This window comes from Singulisphaera rosea (assembly GCF_054877945.1).
Genome location: NZ_JBTYIP020000036.1, coordinates 35,403 through 57,010, shown reverse-complemented (window position 1 = coordinate 57,010; position 21,608 = coordinate 35,403). Strand labels below are relative to the sequence as shown.

The window sequence follows — 21,608 nt, the reverse complement described above, 5'->3', positions numbered from 1 at the left end:
GATGTCGTCGACGGCCCTCTCCCCTCGTGCTGCCTCCGCCCGACCTCGCCTCTTGGACCCCTCCCAGCGGATCCTGCTCGCGCTCCTGGTCCTGGAGGCCGCGGTCTTCAGCGCCATCGGGACGAACTTCCTCTCGCTCGCGAACGCCTTCGAAGTCCTCCGCCTCAGCGTCGAGGTCGGGCTGCTCGCCGTGGCCCTCACGCCGGTGATCGTCACCGGCGGCATCGACCTCTCGGTCGGCTCGCTGATGGGACTGTCGGCCGTGATCTTCGGATCGCTCTGGCGCGACGCGGGGCTGCCGATCGGCGTGGCCGCGGCGCTAACCCTCGGCGTCGGTGCGCTCGCCGGCGGCCTCAACGGCCTGCTCATTACTCGACTGCGAATCCCCCCCCTGATCGTGACCCTCGGCTCGTTCTCGCTCTTCCGAGGGCTGGCCGAAGGCCTGACGGGGGGCGTCGAGAACTACACCAACTTCCCCGCGAGCTTCCTCTTCCTGGGGCAAGGGTACTTCTTCGGCCTGCTCCCCGCGCAGTTGCCCGTGTTCGCTGCGGTGGCTGTGGGCTTCTGGATCCTCCTCCACCGGTCGACGATCGGCCGGGGTCTGGTCGCCATCGGGTTCGCGCCCGAGGGGGCCCGGTACGCGGGGCTCCCGGTCGGGCGGCTGGTCGGTCTCGTCTATCTACTCGCGGGCCTGGTCTCGAGCCTGGCGGCGGTCATCTACGTCGCCCACCTCGGCCAGGCGAAGGCCGACGCGGGCACGGGCTACGAGCTGATGGCGATCACGGCGGTGGTGCTGGGGGGGACCTCGATCTTCGGCGGTCGGGGCAGCGTCCACGGCACCCTTTTGGGCCTCTTCGCCATCTGCGTCCTGCAGAACGGGCTCAGGCTGGCGGACCTCCCCGCCGAGCTGGCCGGGGTTTTGACCGGGGCCCTCCTCATCCTGGCGATCGGGCTCGACCGCCGACCCTCGAGGGCGACGGCATCGGCGACGGCGCATCCCCAACATCCTGCTGCTGAGGTGTTCGACGTGAAGAATTCGCAAGTGGCCCTGATCTGCGGCGTGATCCTCGCGGCGGCCTTGATCGTCGCGGGGAGCAACGTGTATCTCGCCCGCACCCTCCGCGACGACCTCGCCGGCCGGGGTTCCGCGGTCCCCTCGGCCGATGTCTCTCGCCCCGACGCTCTGCCCGCGGTCAAGCGGATCACCGTGGCGATGATGCCCAAGAGCAAAGGGAATGCCTACTTCGTCGCCTGCCGCAAGGGGGCCGAGGAGGCGGCCAAGGAGTTCGGCGTGACCCTGATCTGGGACGGCCCCACCGACCCCGACCCGGCCAAGCAGAACGAGGTCATCGACACCTGGATCACCCGAGGCGTGGACGTCATCGCCGTCGCCGTCGAGAATCGCGAGGGGATCTCATCGGTGCTCCGCAAGGCCCGCGAGCGTGGGATCAAGGTGATTACGTGGGACGCCGATGCCCTCCCCGACGCGCGCGACTTCCTTATCAACCAGGCGACCCCCCAGGGGATCGGCGAAGCCCTGATGGACAACGCTGCGCGGGTGCTCGGGGGCAAGGGGAAGTTCGCGATCATCACCGCCTCGTTGACCGCCGCCAACATGATCGAGTGGCAGAAGACGATCGAGGCCCGTCGGGCCGAGAAGTATCCGAATATCACGATGGCCGCACTCCGGCCGTGCGACGACCTCCAGAAGAAAGCGTTCGACGAGGCGACCTCGATCATGAACGCCGACCCTGATGTGAAGCTCATCATGGGGATCTGCACCCCGGCCGTCCCGGGCGCCGCCGAGGCCGTCAAGCAGGCCGGCCGCAGCGACGTCAAGGTCCTCGGCCTCGGGCTCCCGAACAACAACAAACGCTTCGTCCACGAGGGGATCACCGACTGCGTGATCCTCTGGAACACCATGGACCTGGGCTACTTGACCGTCCTCGCCGCCCGGGCCCTCCACGACGGGACCCTCAAGCCCGGCGACACCCAAATCAAGGCCGGTCGACTCGGCACGATCGAGGTCGTGGGCGACAACGTCATGCTCGGGAAGCCCTTCCGATTTGCGAAAGAAAATATCGACAATTATGATTTTTGAATCAACGGAACAGGCTTTGAGGAGCCCTGGCCGTGCCCCACGTCGCCCTGGTCCCGTTCACCGGCTTCCGCGTCCGGGAGCGAGAGATGCGCGAGCTGGGGATGGCCATGCCCGGCCTGCAGGCGAGGGCGGGGGCCATCGCCCAACTGCCGGCGCTCGGGCTGTTGACGGTCGCCGGGATGAACCCGCCGGACTGGACCGCCAGTTACCATGAGTCGGGAGGCTCGGACGCCGAGGCCCTGGCCGAGCAGGTGATCGAGCTCCGTCCCGACCTCGTGGCGGTCTCGGCGCTGACGGCCTCGGTCGAGGATGCCTACGAGTTCGCCCGGCGGGTGCGGCGGGCGGGCTTGCCGGTGGTCCTCGGCGGCCTCCACGCGACGGCATGCCCTGAGGAGGCTCATCGGTCGGTCGATGCCGTCGTCGTCGGCGACGGCGAGGCCTCCTGGCCTGCCGTGCTGGCCGACGCTCGATCCGGAGGACTTCGGCCCCTCTACCACGCGACGAAGCCGTTCGACCTCCGCGAAGCCCCGACCCCTCGGTTCGACCTGCTCGGAACGGGCGTCCGGCACCGCTTCACCCTCCAGACGCAGCGAGGCTGCCCGTTGGCGTGCGACTTCTGCGCCGCGAGCCGGCTCCATTGAGAAGAGAAAATCACCCAACACCAACTCGGAGAAGCCCTGGGGCTCGACGACAACGAAACCGTTGGGCTTCTCAAGCAGTCCGGGGTCGGCTTCGATCTCTCGCTTGAAGAGTTCGAGGAGCAACGGGCCTTCTTGCAAAGGACTCGATTAAGAATGCTCATCGTTTCCGACGCTTCACCTTTGCGCCATCTCATCCTCGTCGATTCCGCGGTTGTTGGAAACGAGCGCGCTCATTTCCACTCCCCCTGAAGTGGTCGGAAAAGGTACAGAAAACGGGGAAGGATCGAGCGAAGTGATGCCGCGAGTCGTTAGTGAAAGCTGGACGCATAGCTGCTGTAGGGGACTTGGCCGGTGGGGCTTTTCAACAGGGCGGCCACCACTTTGCCAGGAATCGGAGCCCAATGAGCAGGCATCTTTGCAGCCAGTTTCGGGTTCAACATATAGATCAGTGCGAAGTTGATCTGCCAGAGCGATGTGGCCATCGGCAGGCCCGTGACCGCGCTCTTGGCGCCATTCCGATAGAGCGCCAGCTCGGCATTGGTCCCTTCATACTGCGCGGCAGTCCCATAGGGAAGTTGCACTCTGAATGCTGATTTGTAGAGCATTTGAATCGATGCTTGCGCACCGTTGGCGGCCGCCCAGGTTGAGAGATAACCCCCCGGAGCGAGGACGGAATTGACCTGTCTCGTCGGGGCGTTGGCATTTGCCGGGCTTTCCAGCATCCCGTCTGTGTTGACCGTGAGTCCGTAGCTCCCCAAAACGATCCTGGTTGGTTTGCCATCGATTGTACGGATGAGCGGGTGGGCCCTCGAGTTCGTCAGGATTGCGATGCTTTCGTCGACCAGTTTTGCATCGGCCTGGTTGCCGCTACCATCCATCCCATTGCCACTGATAAACGCGAGGTACTGCTGCTCCGTGAAGCACAAGCTTTTATCAAGTTTTAAGGCCTTGGCAATCAAGTCGGCCTTTGCCTGCCCCAGTGGCTGATTGAGCTGATTTGCTGTGGCGATCGGAGTGGTTGCATATTGCTGGAAGCGTTTCGCTCCCGCGGCCCCGCCGATGAAGCCGTGGTGCATCGCCTCATCTCGCCGCCTCGCCGCGATCGATCCGCCCGTGCTCGCACCAACCGGAATGACCACGCTGTCGTTTCTCGGTAACTCCACCTTGTGCAGCTTGTCCGAGCCTGCCGAATGGAGTTGATTGGGCGTCACCGTCATCAAATCTCGCCGTTCCAAATTCTCGACGATCGCGGGAACACGCCGGGTCGGCCGCCCCTCGGAAGCGCCAAAAAGCGAGGCGCGGCATCGCGACTTGATTTGGGGCTTGTTGAAACGACCCCAACGGGATGAGCTCACTGAAAATAACGACATGATGCTACACAAACCTCGAACTCGTGAGTTCGCAGCGCCTTGCCGGCACTCCGACTCCGATTGACTGAGCAAGGAGGGCGGCCCATCCACCCCGATCGTGAAATCGGCGACTGGGAGACGTTTAAGCAGTCGCCCGGCCTCACCGCGAAAGTGCGTATACGAAATCGAAGCAAAGACTCATCCCATCGGGTTCCCAGAAAACCAATGCGGTAGAGGCAATGCGTGCGACACCGTGTTTCTCCTTCCTCAGTCTAGCCCTAAAACAAGCGTACCCGGCACGATGACATAAGGATGACAGCGGTCTGCGCCCTATAAAACAAGGCATGCCACGAAACTATGGAAATCGAAGAGGCGCTCACTCGAAAACGCACACGCTCGCGCAAGTGCCGTTGCCAAAACCCCTTAAATCCAAGTTGGAGGGGCGTGAGAGGGTTTTCGATACGCTTGGTTTAGGTCTAGCTTACGGAGTCGGAGTCAGGGGCTCCAATTGCGAATGTTCTCAAATTGCTGTCACCAAACCCATGACAACGACTCGGAGAACGCCTCGGGCCGTGCAGAACTGGGTAGTCGCCCACCCAAGCCCCCACAGATCCAGGCGTGCGCGTTGAATGGACGATTTGGTGTCGACGATTTGCAGACGATTTGGGTTAGACTTGAATAGCACTCGGCTCGTGCTAAAGTCCTTTGCACCCATCGGGTTACGCAGGAAAGCGAGCCTTAATTGAAAGGATGGTTTATTTATAAACGTAATTAAGGTGTAAAATTTCTCTTGGAAACAAAGGTGGGGATGCTCGTCGTTTCCGACGCGTCACCACTACGATATCTCGTCCTCGTCGATTCCGCCGATGTACTGTCGAAGATGTTCGGTCGGGTGGTTGCACCGCCCGAGGTCATCACCGAACCAAGACGAGGGCCCTGTGGTGGACAGGGCCCTCGGCGCGTTTCCGGCTCAGCGCGGGAAGGCGATCTCGGGCATCATGACGATGACGCCTTCTTGCTGGAGGAGTTGGAGTCGCTGGAGGGCGGCCTTGACGGTGGCGACGCGGCCGGCGTCGAGGTGGCGGAGGAAGGGCATGGCGAGGTCGACGAGGGACACCTGGCCCCCCACGCCGGGCAGTCGGGCGGCGAGGTCGAGGCCGGGGGCGTCGTCGGAGGTGCCCGAGGACTCTTCGACGAGTTGTTCGAGGAAGTTCTTGGCGGCGGGGACGACCCGGACGTCGTAGTCGGTCAGCTTGGCCTTGTCGGCGACGTGGGCGATGGCGTCCTGGAGGGTGCCGATCTTGTCGACCAGGCCGAGCTCCAAGGCCTGCTTGCCGGTGAAGACCCGGCCGCCGGCGAGCTCGTCGATCGGCTTCTTGAGGCGGTCGCCCCGGCTCGAGGTCACGTGGCCCTTGAAGACGCCGTAGATGTCGTTCATCCAGGCGGTCATCCGCTCGCGCTCGTGGGGGCTGAACGGGGCGCTGGCCGCGAGGATCGCGGCGTTCTCGCCTCGCTTGTAGGCCTTGAAGGTGATGCCGACGTTCTTCCACAACTCCTTGGTCGCGAGCTTGCCGGCGACGACGCCGATCGAGGCGGTGATGGTCGACTCGTCGGCGAAGATCAGGTCGGACGCGCACGCGACGTAATACCCGCCGCTCCCCGCGACGTCGCCCATCGAGACGACGAACGGCTTCTTGGCCTTCACTCGCTTGGTGGCGTCGAGGATGATCTCGCTGGCGACGGCCGAGCCTCCCGGAGAATTGACGCGGAGGACGACGGCCTTGATCGAGTCGTCGCGGGCCGCCTCGTCGAGCGCCTTGCGGATTTTCGAGCTCCTGGCGCCGGCGTTCTCGAACGGCGACGGCTGGCCGCCCCCGAGGGTGATCGCCCCTTCGACGTGGACGATGGCGACGGCGTCCTTCGTCGACTTCTTCTTCTGGGCCTCGCCGAGCAGGTCGCCCCAGAGTTTGAGGAAGGCGAACGGCGAGGACATGTCGACCTTGGGCGACTGCTTCTGGCCGTACTTCTTGTCGAAGACGACGTCCTGGCCGAACTTGTCCTTGAGCATCGCCTCGAACGCCTGGCGATGCTCGACCGCGTCGATCAGGCCGGCCTCTTTCCCCTTCTCGGCCGTGTAGGGGCCGGCGTCGATCCACTGGCGAACCTTGGCGGGCTCGACCTTACGCCCCTTGGCGATCAGGTCGACCGTCGCCTCGGCGATCCCGTCGAGGAGCCAGTTCTGCATCGCGTCGGCTTCGGGGCTGGGCCCCTCCCGCATGAAGACCTCCGCCGCGCTCTTGTACGCGCCACAGGTCAGGAAGTCCGGCTTCACCCCGATCTTGTCGAGCAGGCCGCGGAGGTAGGGCGACTCGCCGTAGAAACCCGTGATCCAGAGGTCGGCCGTCGGGACGACGCTCAGCCTCGTGGCGCCGGAGAGGAGCGCGTACTCGCGCATCGCCAGGGAGTCGGCGTTCGCGTACACGTCCTTGCCCGAGGCCCTGACGTTGTCGAGGGCCCGGCGCACTTCTTCCACCTGGGCCGCGCCGATCGCGCCGGCCTCGTGCAGGATCACCAGGGCCTTCACGTCCGGGTCGGTGCCGGCCTTCTTGATCCGGGCGACGAGGTCGTGGAGGGTGACGCTCGTGATCCCATTGAGTGAGAAGGATTCTTCCTTGGGGGCCTCGGTCACGTCGCCCGCCAGTCGGAAGACGGCGATCGTCTTGACCTCGGCCTTGGCGGGCTTGTTGTCGGGGGCGTCTTTCTTGGGTTCATCGTTTCCCCGGGCCGGCGCGGCCGCCAGGTAGGCGGCCAGCACCAGGCCCAAGCCCTCGATCATCGTCGCACGACGCATCAGATGCTTCCTCCGTTGTGTGGAATGCCCGGGTGCGAATCCCCGCTCCAGGATCCTTCGTCGGGGCCGGTCCGATATTCATCGCCGCCCCGCCATGGGCGTGGCGCCGGCCCTCGCGCTCAGACTACCCGAGTCGCACGGTGCATGGCCATCGGAACCGGCTGCCGGTCGTGGTCCGTGACGTGGGGCCGCCCACGCGCGCAAGACGTCGGGAATCCCGGATCGGGACCTTCGGCCCGCCCTTCGTCGATCGAGAGTTCGGCGCGTTTTCCTGTCGCCCGAGCGACCGAGGATACGAGGAGGTTACTGGGCCTTCCTGGGCGTGACCAGGGCCGTGCTGGTGGAGATGGCGATGATCCCGAGGATGATCCCCCAGGTCGTCGCGAGCTTCTCGGGGTCGATCGTGAGGGCGGCCGAGGCCCGGACCACCATCGAGCCGCCGGCGAGCGTGCTGATCTCGAGGGGATGGGTCCGCCACCAGAGCGAGCCCGCGACCCCGGCCGCGGCGAACATCAGCAAAGAAACGAGCGTCGTGTATCGCCGTCGAGACATCCCCATGGCCTGGCCTCTCCCTCGGGGGCTGTGGGCTGATTTCGAATTTTGCCCCGACACGACCCTCGGGGCACGCAACTCACGGACCCTCGCGCGACGTCACGGCAATACCTTCGTTGATACTGCCGGACCTCGAAACTCGATAGCGCGACGGCCCCACCTCTCGACCCTTCGTCTCGCGACGAGCGACCCTCATCCGTGACGTACCCATCCTTCATGATACATCCCATCCCCCCGTTGGCACCAGCGCCCAGATCGTTGGCGCACAGCGAAATTATGGGTGGTTGAATGCTTGCTTGGAATTGTGTGCCACGAGAAGGGGTCGGACGAGTTGTGCGTATTCGGCCGCAATGTGTTAATGTTGACAAGTGATTGTTTGATTGCTTTTTCGCCTCGCACAGTGCTGGACGTGTCAGGTGGTGGGATCGATCCATTCGATTGTGAGCAAGAATGCCGTGATGATCCAGGGGATCAAGCCCGCGGCCAGGATCGCAATCCCTGGCCTCCATGACCTGAGAATCAGGGCATGGATCGCGAAGGCCGACACGACTGTGACGAATTGAAAGACTGTCGAAATAATGAAAATGGTGGTGAACAGGAAGAAGGGTACGGCCGGGGGTTTGACATGCATGGCCACCACGACTAGCAGCATGGAGAGGGAGACAGTGACGTTGAGGAGCAAGAGCCAGAGGCCGGCCCGGCGAAACCGAGTGTCCCGTGCCCTCTCGGCTTCGCTCGGAGGTGCCATCGCTCCGGGAGTTTCGAAGGGGGCGAGGAGTTCGTCGGCCAGCTCGTCTTTGCCCAAGGCCTGGAGGGATTCGCGAACGTCGGTCAGGAATTTCGCGTTGTTCTCGAGGAATCGGACCTTCTCGTCCGGGCTGCTCCAGGCGTCGACGAGCTCTCGCATGCCGGAAGAGGCTTCGCGGTAGGCCGTCGCGGCTCCTTCCACATCACTTCGCTCTTTGGAGAACCGGGCGAGAGGCCAGTAGATCTGGATGGTTTGGAGGGCGGAGCGTTTGGGGAGCCCCGGGGCATGGATCTGCTCCAGGAGAGTCCCTACCGAGTCGCCATCGGACATCGCGAGACTGGAGTTCAGCCGCGAAATGAGCAACAGAAGCCGCAACTCCGGGTGTCGAGCCGCTTGGGGATCTTCCAGGAGTGCATCCAGGTCGTTCGCCTCGGCCTGGCGGTCCCCCCGGAGCCCTTTCTCGCAGGCGCGAAGTGCGGCGATGAGGAGGAGGCCCTTGGCGTTACCTTCCTCGAGGCAAACGGCCGCGGCGACATCCATGGCCGCGGCGGCCTCGTCCAACTGGCCGGCTGTCAACTCGATGGTCGCGCGAATCGTTTCGCCGAGGGCGTGAGTCCCCGCTCGGGAGTGCTCGGGCACCTCGTCGGCCTCCTGGCATAACTCCTTCGCTCTCGAGACATCTGCGAGCTCGGCCCTGGCCCCAGCGGCCGAGAGCAAGTAAACGCGGTGGATCGTAAGGTCCCCGGTCGCCTGGAATAGCCCCCTCAGGGATTCGGCCATCTCGATGGTTTTCGGGGGCGGCTGAGACAGCGTACGGGCGAGCAAGGTCTGGAGGATCAGCAATCCGTCACTTCGCAGGGGAGTGCGTCCGACCTGGAAATGCACGGGAACCAGGCTTCCCAAGGCCAGTAGCCCGTTGAGTGAAGCGAGCAGCCCCCACGCCTCCTTTCCCCACGATAGCCATCTCATGAGGGCAAGTCCCAGCAGCGCAAGCAGCCCATTGGCGAGGATTCCCCCCGCCGAAAAGAGGCAGATCTGTAGCCGAGTTGGGTAGAACCGCGGGTAGAACGCGAACGTCACTCCCTGAAGAGGGCGGTAGAGCCCGAAGAAGAGCCGAATCCGACCGAGAGGGATGACGCAAATGACCCGACCGAGTCCGAGGCCGAACGAGGTGGCCTCATACCCTCCCACTCGACCCAGGACAACATGCCCAAGTTCATGAAATAGAATGGACAGGTAGAGGATCAACGCTCCCGTCAGGAAGAAGGCCAGAAGGTTGAGAGCGTTCATTGGCGGCCCTCGTCAAGATTCGTCGGCGTCCCGCAATGCCGGAGCGGCTCCACGCTCGACCTTCCCAGGATACGTGTTGTCGGGGGCACCGTCGCCACCCTTCGCTTTGGAGTCTCTCGAGGATCCCTCTGCTTCATTTCGATGACGAGAAAAACCGAGAGAACGCGAACGGCGGTCGCCAACTCGAGGGCCCATGATGTCGACGAGTCGCGAGTGATTTTGATATTCCTGATGGCTCGTTGATCCGCGAGGCCTCTCGTCTCGACATCGCACCCCGCCCACCGTGGACCTTGCATGACCGATCCTCTTCCCGAGAAACCGGGGCGCCGTCCGCGCTATCGAGGGACGCATCCGAGGGCGTTCCGCGAGAAGTACAAGGAGCATCGTCCCGAGGCGTACGCGGACGACGTGGCGAAGGTGATCGCCGGCGGCAAGACCCCCGCGGGGATGCATCGACCGATCATGGTCCGAGAGATCCTCGAGGGTCTCGCGCCTCGTCCCGGAGACGTCGCGGTCGATTGCACACTGGGCTACGGGGGCCATGCCGGCGAACTCCTCGCGGCCGTCCAACCCGGCGGGCGTCTGCTCGGCATCGACGCCGACCCGATCGAGTTGCCCAAGACCGAGGCCCGGCTCCTCGCCCTCGGGTTCCCGACCGAAACACTCGTCGTCCGGCGCATGAACTTCGCGGGACTCTCGGCGTTCGTCGCCGAGCAGGCTCCCGGGGGTGCGGACGTCCTCCTGGCCGACCTCGGGCTCTCGTCGATGCAGATCGACGACCCGGCCCGGGGCTTCACCTTCAAGGAGGATGGCCCGCTCGATATGCGGATGAATCCCGGCCGGACACGCCCAGCCTCGGCGTTGCTGTCGACCTGGAACGAGGCGGAACTCGCCCGGATCCTCGCCGAGAACGCCGACGAACCCCTGGCCCGGGAGATGTCCACAGCGATCTTGCAAGCCCACGCCAGCCGGCCGCTCGTCAGCACCCGGTCACTGGCCGACGTCGTTCGCTCCACATTCCAGCAGTATTCCCGCCGGTCCTCAGGGACGGCCGACGACGCGGTCCGTCGCGTTTTCCAGGCGATCCGCATCGCCGTGAACGACGAGTTCGGAGCCTTGGAGGCCCTCCTTCGCGTGCTGCCCTCTTGCCTGAAGCCGGGAGGGCGGGTCGCGATCCTGTCGTTCCACTCCGGCGAAGATCGCCGCGTGAAGGCGGCCTTCCAGGCCGGCCTCCATGACCGGACGTATGCCTCGACGTCGCCTGAGGTGATTCGTGCCTCCGCCGAAGAACGACGCGCCAACCCTCGCTCGACCTCGGCGAAGCTGCGTTTCGCGGTCCGGGCACCCTCCTCGTCGATCTGACGTCGGGCTCGTGACGTGGTCAGGGAGCTTGCTTCGCCTCGGCCAGATCCCGGACGAAGGCCTGGTGCTCGGGCGTCGCAAGCCCTTGGTCGAGCACGCGACGAAGACGCCGGGTGTCGTGGGACAGGAGGGCCTGGGTTTCGAGCCAGAGTCCCGGGAAGACCTGCGAGCGATAGAGACCGTCCGCGTCGGGAAGGATTCTCGTATAACGCCCATCGACGAGGACGTGCCAGAGAACTTCGTGGGGCTCGAGCGCCCGAACGAGATATTCACGCACGCCTGCCCGTTCGTAGTCGTCGAACTTCGGCCCGAGGTCGGTATAGCGGGTGGAATGGGCCACCTCGACGACCAACTCGGGGACTCCTCGGATGAACCGTCGCTCGGCCCGTGATCGCCCACCATACTCGGGCAAGATGCGGAGCTGTGCGTCGGGCTGCGGCTCGCTCGTGGGACCCAAGGCGGTCGAGGTGTTGTCGAGGACCTCGATTCCCGGCGTGTTCTCTTCGTAATAGCTCAGCCAGACCAGCAAGGGGATGTGGGCGCGGCCGTGCTCGGGGCCGACGGGGCTGGGTATGAACACGACTCCATCGATCAACTCGGCGAGGACGCCGCTCGGCATCGCGGCGTATCGTTCGTGGAAGGTCGCCTGATCGAGCCTTTGGCCGGCGACGAGGGACGGGAGTGCGCGGCCGGTATTCGTCGCGGATTGGACGGTACTCATCCCTGCACCTCCCGGGCTTGACGGGCCTGGATCCGTACCTCTTCACCAAATTCGAGGATACCATTTTGAGGCCGGAACCACAGCGGCAAGTCGAGAGGGTGGTGGGACGGCCCAAATCGACTGTGGGGCGTTCGGGAGGAATTCGGGGGCTCGGGCGGGAGTCAACCCATTCATACTCGTCGTTGGGCTCTGGTAGACTGCGAGGGCGAAAGGTTAGGCCGTCTCGATCTCAAGCTCGAATTCGGCATGTGCGATCGCCGGACCCTCTGTCGATTTGGAGGCCCCGAGGATGGTGAGTCCATTCAACCGACGCGACTTCACGAAGACGGCCCTCTCCGCCGCCGTGGCGAGCGGTGCGGTGGCGCAAGGGGCCAGGGCAGGGGGGCCGATCGGCGCGAATGATCGCGTGCGGGTCGGTTGCATCGGCGTCGGCAATCGCGGTTGCCAGGTCCTCAAGGCCTTCGCGGCCCAGCCGGATGCCGAGGTCGTGGCCCTCTGTGACGTCTACGAGACCTACCTGAACGGGGAATACGACAAGATCGACCCCCGGCTCAAGAACCTCGGACACAGGATCCCGCCGTCCCAGCCCAAGTGGGAACGCCCTCCCGCCCGCGTGAAGGACTTCCGCGAGATCCTGGATCGCAAGGACATCGACGCGGTGATCGTGGCCACGCCCGACCACTGGCACGCGATCCAGACGGTCATGGCGTGCGACGCCGGGAAGGATGTTTATGTCGAGAAACCCCTCTCGATCGCCATCAACGAGGGGCGCCGGATCGTGCAGGCGGCGCGTCGGAACGACCGGATCGTCCAGGTCGGCACGCATCGGCGGTCGTCTCGGATCTATGCGAAGCTGGCCGAGGTCGTGCAGTCCGGCCAGATCGGCAAGGTCACTGTGGCGAGGTCGGGCTACGCGAACAACATGACCCCGGATGGCATCGGTCTCGTCCCCGACTCCGCGCCGCCGGAGGGGTTCGATTGGGACATGTGGCTCGGGCCTCGCCCGAGCCGGCCGTTCAACGAGAATACCGCGCCTTATAAATTCCGGTGGTGGCACCTCTACTCGTCGCAGGTCGCGAACTGGGGCGTCCACTACTTCGACCTGATGCGCTGGATGGTCGGCGAGTCGGCACCGACTTCGGTCTCAGCGCACGGCGGGAACTTCTCCGTGCGCGACTCGCGCACGATCCCGGATACGACCGAAATCATCTTCGAGCTCCCTTCGGGGATGCTCATGACCTTCGGCCTTTATGAGGCCAATGGCACCCCCGTGCTCAAGGCCGGTGAGATCGAACTGCGGGGGACCCTGGGCACGGTCTACGCCGACGCGAAAGGCTTCGAGATCGTCCCCGAGCGCCCCGGCGGCTTCAAGGGGAAGACGGTCAAGATCAAGCCGATGACCGTCCGCTCCGACGACGGCGACCTCGACCAGCAGCACGCCCGCAACTTCCTCGACTGCGTCAAGTCTCGAAAGACGCCCAATGCCGACGTCGAGGAAGGGCATCGCTCGACCACTTTCGCGTTGCTGGCGAACATCGCCCTCGCGACCAGGTCGCGACTCGAGTGGGATCCCAAGACCGAGCGCATCACGAACAACGACTCGGCCAACGAATTGCTCGACTACGCCTACCGCGAACCCTGGAAGCACATTTGACGGGGACCCGGCATCGGGCTGGAAATGGTTGGCCCGATGCCGGGCCGACGGATTGGATAGCCACGGATGGAACACGGATCAGAGAAGGCGAATTAATCAACAGATGGCATGGATTGACGTAGGTGGAAGTTTTGATCAATAGGGGTGGGTGTCAAATAGGTGTTGTTGAGTCGGGGTTTTGGGGGGATAGTTCGAGTGGATCGTGTCGCGCGCGTGGGGATACTGGCTCCGGAGTTCGATATGCCCTGCGCGACGTCGTCGGGGGTGCGGGCCGGTCGAGCCAGGTTGGCGGATTATCGAGGGCGTTGGGTGGCGCTGGTCTTTTATCCCCGCGATTTCTCGCTCGTCTGCCCGACCGAGTTGACCGGCCTCGGGGCACGGGTCGACGAGTTCCGCCGCCAGGATTGCGAGTTGCTCGGCATCAGTAGCGACCCGGTCGCGATCCATCGGCAGTGGCTCGAGACGTCGAGGCTGCGAGGGGGGGTGGAGGGGCTTGGATTTCCGCTCGCGAGCGACGAGGAGGGGGCGGTCGCCCGGGCGTATGGGGTCTGGCTCGAGCCCCAGAGGGTCGCCTTGCGAGGGCTTTTCCTGGTCGACCCTGAGGGTGTGTTGCAGTACCAGGTGGTCCACAACCTGAGCGTCGGGCGACGCGCCGAGGAGATCTTGCGGGTCCTCTCGGCCTTGCAGTCCGGGGGGCTGTGCGCGGCGGACTGGAAGGCGGAGGATCCGACGATCGACCCGACGAAGGTGCTCGGCCCGGGCAGCATGATCTCGCACTACCGGATCGAGGCGAAGGTCGGGGCGGGCTCGTTCTCGACCGTGTACAAGGCCCGCGACCTCGGCCTTCAGCGGACGGTCGCCCTCAAGGTCTTGAAGGCCGGCCCCAATCGGGCGCCGGGCGCGGCGCTGGCGGAGGCACGCTCGGCGGCGGCCCTGAACCATCCGAATATTTGCACGGTCTTCGCCGTCGACGACAGCGAGGGGGTGCCGATGATCGCCATGGAGTACCTCCGCGGCCGTCCCTTGAGTCGGCTCGTCGAGGACGCCGGGAGGCTTTCCCCCGACCGAGCGGCCGACATCGGCCGGCAGATCGCCTCGGGGATCGCCGCGGCGCACGCGAGGGGCATCGTCCACGGCGACCTCAAGCCCGAGAACGTCCTGGTTTCCGAGGACGGCGTGGCGAAGGTCCTGGACTTCGGGCTTGCTCGGCGCGAATCCCCCCCTCAGGAGGCCGACGAAACGGCCGTGTACGGGGTCGCCGAGTCGGGCGAAGGTCCGTTCGGCACGCCGAGCTACATGGCCCCCGAGCAGGCGAGAGGCGGCCCGGCGTCACCGGAGAGCGACGTCTTCGCGCTCGGCGTCATGCTCTACGAGATGTTGACCGGGGCGAGGGCCTTCCCGGGAGCGAACGTCCTCCAGGTGCTCGACCGGATCCGGAGGGTCGAGCCCGACCGGCTCGCCTCCGAGGTCCCCGACCCGTTCGCGACGGTCCTCCGCCATGCCATGGTGGTCGACCCCGTCCGACGTTCGATCACGATGCGGGAAATCGTCGCATATCTGTCTTAAACATGAGGAGGCCGGAATATGATGGGGAATCTCGCCTTTTGCCGACGATCTTTCGTGCTCCTCGCACTCCTGGCCGCCGCGGTCGGCCGGGCCGATGAGATGGCCGTCGGCGTCGCGACCGTCGACATCACCCCCCCCACCGGCTACCGGATGGCGGGATACTTCAACGAGCGGTCGAACACCGGCACCAAGGACCCGCTCCAGGCCAAGGCGATCGTCTTCCGCCAGGGGGATCGACAGGCCGCCCTGGTTTTCTGCGACCTGATCGCCATCCCCCGCGACCTCTCCGACCGGGCGCGGGCCCGGATCCAGGCGACGTCGGGCATCCCGGCGAGCCGGGTCGCCGTGTGTGCCACGCACAGCCACACCGGGCCGCTCTACTACGGCGTGCTCCGCCGCCATTTCCACGAGAAGGCGGTCGCCGCCGAAGGGCGAGACTCGCGCGAGGAGATCGACTACGGGGCGAAGCTCGTCGAGGCCATCGGCGACGTCGTCGCGAAGGCCCAGGCCTCATTGGCCCCGTCGAGGCTCGAGGCCGGGGTCGCGCAGCAGTCGGGCCTGGCGTTCAACCGACGGTTCCACATGAAGGACGGGAAAGTCGTCTTCAACCCCGGGTACAAGAACCCCGCGATCGTCCGCGTGGCCGGCCCGATCGATCCCGAGATCGGGATGCTCGCCGTCTACGGCCCGAAGGAGACCACGCCCAAGGCGGCGCTGACGGTCTTCGCCCTGCACCTGGACACAGTCAGCGGGACCGAGTACTCGGCCGACTACCCGTACCACCTCGAGGTCGCGCTCCGCAAGGCCTTCGGCCCGACGTTCATCTCGCTCTTCGGGACCGGGACGTGCGGCGACATCAACCACGTCGACGTCGAGTCCCAGACCCGGCACACCGCGGCCGAGATCGGCACGGCGCTGGCTGGGTTCGTCGAGGCGGGACGTCCCAAGTTGTCGCCGGTCGCGTCCCCGTCGCTGGAAGTGGCACGGAAGGTCGTCGACGTCCCACTCCAGGTGGCCGAGGCCGACGAGCTTGAGAAGTCTCGGGCGAAGCTCGACCGGGTCGGCAGCGCGACGCTGCCGTTCCTGGAGGCCGTCCGGGCGGTGACGGTCGTCGACCTCCGGGAGAACTTCCCGGGGAAGACCGTCGGCCTCGAGGTGCAGGTGTTCCGCCTCAGCCCCGACGTTGCCATCGTGACCCTGCCGGGCGAGGTCTTCGTCGAGCTCGGGCTCGCCATCAAGAAAGCCTCGCCGTTCCGGACGACCATGGTCGTCGAACTCGCCAACGACATCCCCGCCTACGTCCCGACCAAGAAGGCCTTCGGCGAGGGGAGCTATGAGATCGTCAACTCCCGCGTCGCCCCGGGCGGCGGCGAAGCCATGGTCGAAGCGGCCATCGGCCTCCTGAGGGGCCTGGCCGATTGACGTGCCCCGGAAAAATCGGGATGGGAATCACGTCCCGGCCCCTCTCAAGGGTTGAAGGGCAGCGTCTTTCTTCCTTGAGGGGGTCGGTTCCCATGATCAGCGGACAACTCGGCATCGCCTTGCGGCAACTCGACAGGCTATTCAACGAGGGGACGGCCTCGGGGCAGTCGGACGCGCAGCTCCTTGATCGGTTCGTCGTCCACCGGGACGAGACCGCTTTCGAGGCGATGGTGGCGCGACACGGGGCGATGGTCCTGTCGACCTGCCGAGGAGTCTTGAGGAATTCGGACGACGCCGAGGATGCCTTCCAGGCGACGTTCCTGGTGCTGGCGCGGAAGGCGGGGACGATCCGGGTCGACGGTTCGCTGGGGAGCTGGCTGCACCGGGTCGCCTGCCGGATCGCGGTGCAGGCCAACAGCGACGGCCTGCGACGCCGGACGATGGAGGTCCAGGGGAGCAAGGACGAGTCGGCCGCCGATTTGTCCTCCATGCCCGATGCGGACCTTCGGCCGATCGTCCACGAGGAGATCGACCGATTGCCGGAGCGGTTTCGGGCCCCGATCGTGCTCTGCTACCTCGAAGGCCTGACCTATGAGGAGGTCGCCGATCATCTCCGCTGGTCGGTCGGCACGGTCGGGAGTCGGCTCGCGCGGGCCCGCTCGCTCATGCGGGCCCGGTTGACCCGACGAGGGGTCACGCTCGCAGGAGGGGCGCTGGGGTCACTGCTGGCGTCCCAGGCGTCGGCGGACGTCCGCAAGACGCTGGCGGATTCGGCGTTACAGGCGTCGTCGAGCCTGAAAGCGAAGGCGCTCGCCGAGAAGGCTCTCGGGGGAATGCTTTGGGGGGCGATAAGGTCGGCGCTGGTGTACTCGGTCCTCGTCGCGATGACGGCGATGGGCCTGGTTGCCTTCGGGAAAGACGCCTTCAACGATCCGCCGGAGGCGAAGACCCCTGTGGTCGAGCAGGGCTCCCCCCCTGAGTCGAAGTCCGCGACGGGGAGGAAGGACATGTCATCCGAGACGGGACCCGAAGCTGTCGTGAGCTATCGCGGCCGAGTCTTCGACCCGGAAGGCCGGCCGAAGTCCGGGGTGTCACTCCATCTCCTCGTCCCCGACACCAAGACTGAGAAGTCTCTCATTCAACCGCAAGGGCGGTCGGACGCGGAAGGTCGTTTCCGAGTGGCAGTCCCGAAGTCCTTGCTCGACGGCCTAATCGGCCGTCCCCCCTTCGTGACCATGCCTCTGGTCGCGACCGCCGAAGGTTTCGGGCCCGACTGGGTCGACATTCGCACGCCCTCCGACGCCGAGCTGACGCTCCGGCTCATCCCGGACGACGTGCCGATCGTGGGCCGGGTCCTCGACCTCCAGGGGCGGCCCGTGGTCGGGGCGAAGATCTCCCTGAAAGAGGTCATGGCCGAAGTGGAGGGCAACCTCGACCCCTACCTCAAGCTCGTCCGAGAGGATCCGTTCACGGCTTCGAACCGCAGCCCCAGGAAAAGGTTCGGGGCGGGGCCCGGGCTCCCCGGCCAGCCTGCGAGCGTGACGACCGATGCCGAGGGGCGATTCCGCATGGCGGGAATCGGCCGAGAGCGGCTCGTCATGCTCGGGGTCGAAGGGCCATCGATCGCCAGCGGGCTGATCTCGGTGATGACACGTCGCTCCGACCCGGTCGTCAGCCCTCGTGGGGAGGCCTCAGGGCCCATCAAGGTCTATGGGGCGACGTTCGACCACCTCACGCCCCCCGGCCGTGCTCTCACCGGGGTGGTTCGCGACAAACACACGCGCGAGCCCCTCGCCGGGGTGGATGTCGTGGGCGCCGGTATGAACCTCAGCACGGTCACCGATCACGAAGGCCGCTACCACCTGGCGGGCTTTCCCAAAGGGGAGAGCTATCCGCTGTGCGTGTCGGCCTGGAAGAAGCCCCCTTACTTCGTGACGTGCTCGCGAATCTCGGACGCCGTCGGCCTGGAGCCGATCCGTGCGGACGTGGATTGTGTGGCGGGGGTCCTGTTCCGGCTCACGGTCATCGACGGGGCCACGGGGAAGCCCGTGACGGGGGCGGCCGTCGGCTATCAGGCGATCAGCCCCAATCCGCACGCCGATGTGGTCCGGGGGCTTGCACCGATCAACGGTTGGGGATCGTACAGCTGGGGAGTCGAGGGCCCCGACGGGACTTACACCCTGGGCGTCTTCCCCGGCCCCGGCGCCGTCCAGGTTTGGACTGGAGAGGGGATCTTCCGCCCGGCCTGCGTCGACCCCCAGGAGTTCTTCAAGGACGTGAAGACTCCGGGAGCGTTCTCCGACCAGAGGTTCGGGGACCGGCAGATCCTCTACGTCACGATGGGAGGTGACATGGCCGGGACGCCCCAGGACCAGTTCAGCGCCATTGTCCTGGTCAATCCGGCCGAAGGATCGGCCCCGTTGAGTCGCGAAGTCATCCTGGAACGTGACCGACCGCGCCAGGTTCGCGTCGCTGGCCCCGACGGCAAGGCCCTCGACGGCGTGAAGGCCGACGGGGCCGAGGCGACCGCCGAGCCGGGCCTGCTGACGGTGTCCCGACTGAATCCGATGCGTCCCCGCCGGTTCGTCTTCCGCCAGGACGACCGGAAGCTCGTCGGATTCCTCCTGGCAAAGGGCGACGAGCCCGAGCCTTATTCGGTCCGGCTCCAACCCTGGGGCACGATTGCGGGGCGACTGGTCGACGCCGAAGGTCGGCCACGCCCGAGAGTCGACCTGTCGGATGTCGACTGGCGGAAGACGCGCGACGATCCGGAACGCGGCTCCGTGCCCGAGATCAAGACCGACGCCGATGGCCGATTCCGCCTCGACGCGCTCGTCCCCGGCCAGGCCTACTCGGCGAGCGCCGTGGGCGAGAACGCCGCGAAAGGGGGCTTCGGCGTGGTGATCGACCGCGTCGTACTCGAGCCCGGCGAGACGCGTGATCTGGGCGACGTTCGGTCCATCCCTCCCGCTCAGAAAGCCAATCCTTGAAAGAGGTTGACACGGATCGAGGGGAATCGAGCGGGCGTCCGGGCGGGAAGAATCGTCGGGTGGACGTCCCGTTGACGGTGATCGATGCCCTCTCGCGAGGGCCAGTCCCCCCCAACCGACGATCGATCTCTCGCCCAGCACGTCGAGGGCCGGCCCTTCGCGGGGCCGGCGACCGGCCGAGGCTCTGGATTGGCCTCGAAGCGACGGATTCTCCATCGCGGTCAACCTGACAGGAAGGGAAGGATCCCATGAACACTCGTCGAGTTCTGGCCGTGGCCCTGATCGGGCTGCTCGCGTGCGGCGTCGAGGCCGCCGAGTACGTGAAGGTCAGCGGCAGCAAGACCCGCTACCCCACCTCGGTCGAGACCCAGGTCAACGGGAAGCACGTCCGTTTCGCGCTCACCGGCGCCGTCTTGCGGACCAAGTACGGTTTCAGCGTCTACTCGATCGCCAGCTACGTCCAGGAAGGGATCAAGATCCCGGACGCCGGCACCCTGGCCAACGTCTCCGCGGCCAAGATCCTCCACCTCGTCTTCGAACGCGAGGTCGACGGCCGGACGATGGCCAAGTCGTTCCGCGAGTCGATCGCGATGAACAACCCCGAGCCCGCGTTCGCCGCCGAGCTCGCGAAGCTCGAAAACTACTTCGTGGCCAACCCCGCCAAGCAAGGCGGACATCTCTGGCTCACCTACGTCCCCGGCCGCGGCCTCGGCTGCCAGATCGACAACCACCCCGGCATGGTGATCGAGAGCGTCCCCTTCGCCCAGGCGATCTGGTCGGTCTACCTCGGCCCCAAGAACCTCGGCGTCGCCATCCGCACCGGCCTGAGCTCTCGTCTGTAAAGTATGACCTTGTTATTGGAAATTGCTCAAGTATCGAAGTGGCCGGGTTCCGTCGTGGACCTCGGATCGACCGCGGTCGCCTATTGGCAACGTAGGACCGCGATTGAGCTTTTATCCCGGACGCCTTGTAGGGGCCGTCGCTGTTGGCTACGATGATAGTTTGAGGACCATCTGTTCAGGTTCTTCGGGCGATCCGTTTACGGTGGACTCCTCGCAGGAACCCGAGCGTGCCGAAGCGTCTCTTGCAGCGATGGCGCCCCGAATGCATCCGGGAATTCCGAGCGACGGCACGCATGCGATACGACGATGGACTCTCGCTCGCCGTGCAAGGGAGAAAGACTGGAGCGATTTATCTGTGGGGATATTGTGCCGAAATGTGTCTCAAAGCGGCCTATTTCTCCCTGACGCTCTCGGAAACGACTCCGATCGCATGGGGCACCCATCTCCAACCCGCGATTCATCACGCTCGCACGGTTCGGATGATCGCGTGGCCTGGCCATGGTGCCGGGCACAACGTCCGCGCGTGGGCGGAACTTCTCGTCGCGGAGCGTGCCGCCACCCCGGGGAAGGTTCTGCCCCAGACGACCTCCCAAGAGATCCAGGTGTGTGGCCAGCGTATCGGTGAGTTGTGGAACGAGTCGTTACGATATCATATTAATCTGGCCTACCAGTACGAAGTCACGAAGGTCCGCCTCGCCGCGGAATGGCTCTTGGTCAACCTGGACTCTCTCTGAGACCACTTACATGCCTCGGAAAGGAATCGAAGTCCAGTCTGCGATCAATTCGGCAAAGGCGGGTCTTGTCGCCAAGTTGGCCGCGGAGCTGAAGAATTGACGCGATTTTGGGCAGCCTCTCGTCTACGAACAGGAATATGTGACCAAGAAAGCACGCGTAACGGTGATCTGGGACGAGTGGGCCGACGTCGCACTGGAGGAACGATCCTCGATCATCCTGCAGGCGTATGAGCGGGCCGAGGGCAAGGAAGTTCGTGAGAAGATTGCACTCGCCAGCGGGCTGACTGTGCCGGAGGCCACGGCAGCGGGGATGCTGCCTTACCAGATCATCGCCGGCTTGCGATCATCCGATCCGTTCGAACCCGAAGTCGTGAACGCGGCGATGTTGGAACAGGGGGCTTCCGACCTGGACCAAGAGGATGGACTTCTCCTTCGGTTCGCCACGCGGGAAGAAGCCGACGCTTGTCGTTCTCGCCTCGCCAAGTCCCTGCCAGGGAGCGAACCGATCTGGATCATCCGCCGCGATATCCACGTCTACGACCGCCTGACCGTGGCCGATGCGATATAAATCGAAGTGAAGTGAACGATCTGGTCGGGCTCGACCTTCAGATCACGGAATAGACCGAGACGCGGACGACAGTGGACGTGTTGAGCAGAGGCGGAGCGATCGTCTGTAAATCTTGCCTTCCCTGCTGGACTCGGATGCGCCCGAGGTCGTCGGATTCGGCTCCTTCAACCCTTCCCCGCCCAGCCTTCACTTCCCCACCACAATACCTGACAATTCC

15 protein-coding genes are annotated in these 21,608 nt (G+C 65.1%); 10 read left to right on the top strand and 5 right to left on the bottom strand.

Translation table 11 applies throughout. The features are described 5' to 3' along the window. Position 1: 1 nt before the first annotated feature. Both ACYOEI_RS36150 and ACYOEI_RS36145 read left to right on the top strand, forming a co-directional pair. Positions 2-2,101, top strand: coding sequence for a substrate-binding domain-containing protein (locus ACYOEI_RS36150; protein ID WP_462855199.1), 2,100 nt, complete (start codon positions 2-4; stop codon positions 2,099-2,101). Positions 2,102-2,133: 32 nt separating this feature from the next. Beyond that, entirely contained in the window at positions 2,134-2,742 is a 609-nt protein-coding gene (locus ACYOEI_RS36145; RefSeq protein WP_462855198.1) for a B12-binding domain-containing radical SAM protein, read from the top strand. Between the two features lie 308 nt (positions 2,743-3,050). Here ACYOEI_RS36145 and ACYOEI_RS36140 read toward each other — a convergent pair whose 3' ends face one another. From ACYOEI_RS36140 to ACYOEI_RS36125, 4 genes are all read right to left on the bottom strand, one after another. Next, the gene (locus tag ACYOEI_RS36140; RefSeq protein ID WP_462855197.1) at positions 3,051-4,112 is read right to left on the bottom strand and encodes a hypothetical protein; all 1,062 of its coding nucleotides are present in this window, start codon (positions 4,110-4,112) and stop codon (positions 3,051-3,053) included. Between the two features lie 949 nt (positions 4,113-5,061). Continuing rightward, positions 5,062-6,942, bottom strand: coding sequence for a signal peptide peptidase SppA (gene sppA / locus ACYOEI_RS36135; RefSeq protein WP_462855196.1), 1,881 nt, complete (start codon positions 6,940-6,942; stop codon positions 5,062-5,064). A gap of 303 nt (positions 6,943-7,245) precedes the next feature. Then, a complete protein-coding gene (locus tag ACYOEI_RS36130) occupies positions 7,246-7,500 on the bottom strand; it encodes a hypothetical protein (RefSeq protein ID WP_462855195.1) in 255 nt (84 codons plus the stop codon). A 406-nt stretch (positions 7,501-7,906) separates the two neighbouring features. After that, entirely contained in the window at positions 7,907-9,532 is a 1,626-nt protein-coding gene (locus tag ACYOEI_RS36125) for a site-2 protease family protein (RefSeq protein ID WP_462855193.1), read from the bottom strand. 294 nt (positions 9,533-9,826) lie between these two features. Between ACYOEI_RS36125 and rsmH the strand changes: the two genes are divergently transcribed. After that, positions 9,827-10,894: a 16S rRNA (cytosine(1402)-N(4))-methyltransferase RsmH gene (gene rsmH / locus ACYOEI_RS36120; protein ID WP_462855191.1), complete on the top strand. Its 1,068-nt coding sequence runs from the start codon at positions 9,827-9,829 to the stop codon at positions 10,892-10,894. A gap of 19 nt (positions 10,895-10,913) precedes the next feature. Here the strand turns inward: rsmH and ACYOEI_RS36115 are convergent, their stop codons facing one another. Continuing rightward, complete coding sequence (locus tag ACYOEI_RS36115) at positions 10,914-11,615, bottom strand: Uma2 family endonuclease (RefSeq protein ID WP_462855189.1); 702 nt, start codon at positions 11,613-11,615, stop codon at positions 10,914-10,916. 289 nt (positions 11,616-11,904) lie between these two features. Here ACYOEI_RS36115 and ACYOEI_RS36110 point away from each other — a divergent pair, with 289 nt between their 5' ends. The 7 genes from ACYOEI_RS36110 to ACYOEI_RS36080 all read left to right on the top strand — a co-directional run bounded on the left by ACYOEI_RS36110 (position 11,905) and on the right by ACYOEI_RS36080 (position 21,391). Then, on the top strand, positions 11,905-13,269 hold the full coding sequence (locus tag ACYOEI_RS36110) for a Gfo/Idh/MocA family protein (protein WP_462855188.1): 1,365 nt from the start codon (positions 11,905-11,907) through the stop codon (positions 13,267-13,269). A gap of 159 nt (positions 13,270-13,428) precedes the next feature. After that, positions 13,429-14,835, top strand: a complete 1,407-nt coding sequence (locus tag ACYOEI_RS36105; protein WP_462855186.1) for a protein kinase domain-containing protein — start codon at positions 13,429-13,431, stop codon at positions 14,833-14,835. Between the two features lie 18 nt (positions 14,836-14,853). Next, the gene (locus ACYOEI_RS36100) at positions 14,854-16,257 is read left to right on the top strand and encodes a neutral/alkaline non-lysosomal ceramidase N-terminal domain-containing protein (protein ID WP_462855184.1); all 1,404 of its coding nucleotides are present in this window, start codon (positions 14,854-14,856) and stop codon (positions 16,255-16,257) included. A 92-nt stretch (positions 16,258-16,349) separates the two neighbouring features. Further along, positions 16,350-19,247, top strand: coding sequence for a sigma-70 family RNA polymerase sigma factor (locus tag ACYOEI_RS36095; RefSeq protein ID WP_462855183.1), 2,898 nt, complete (start codon positions 16,350-16,352; stop codon positions 19,245-19,247). Between the two features lie 248 nt (positions 19,248-19,495). Next, positions 19,496-20,089: a chalcone isomerase family protein gene (locus tag ACYOEI_RS36090; protein WP_462855182.1), complete on the top strand. Its 594-nt coding sequence runs from the start codon at positions 19,496-19,498 to the stop codon at positions 20,087-20,089. 374 nt (positions 20,090-20,463) lie between these two features. After that, positions 20,464-20,823, top strand: coding sequence for a hypothetical protein (locus tag ACYOEI_RS36085; RefSeq protein ID WP_462855181.1), 360 nt, complete (start codon positions 20,464-20,466; stop codon positions 20,821-20,823). 163 nt (positions 20,824-20,986) lie between these two features. Next, a complete protein-coding gene (locus ACYOEI_RS36080) occupies positions 20,987-21,391 on the top strand; it encodes a hypothetical protein (protein WP_462855180.1) in 405 nt (134 codons plus the stop codon). The last annotated feature ends 217 nt before the right edge of the window (positions 21,392-21,608 follow it).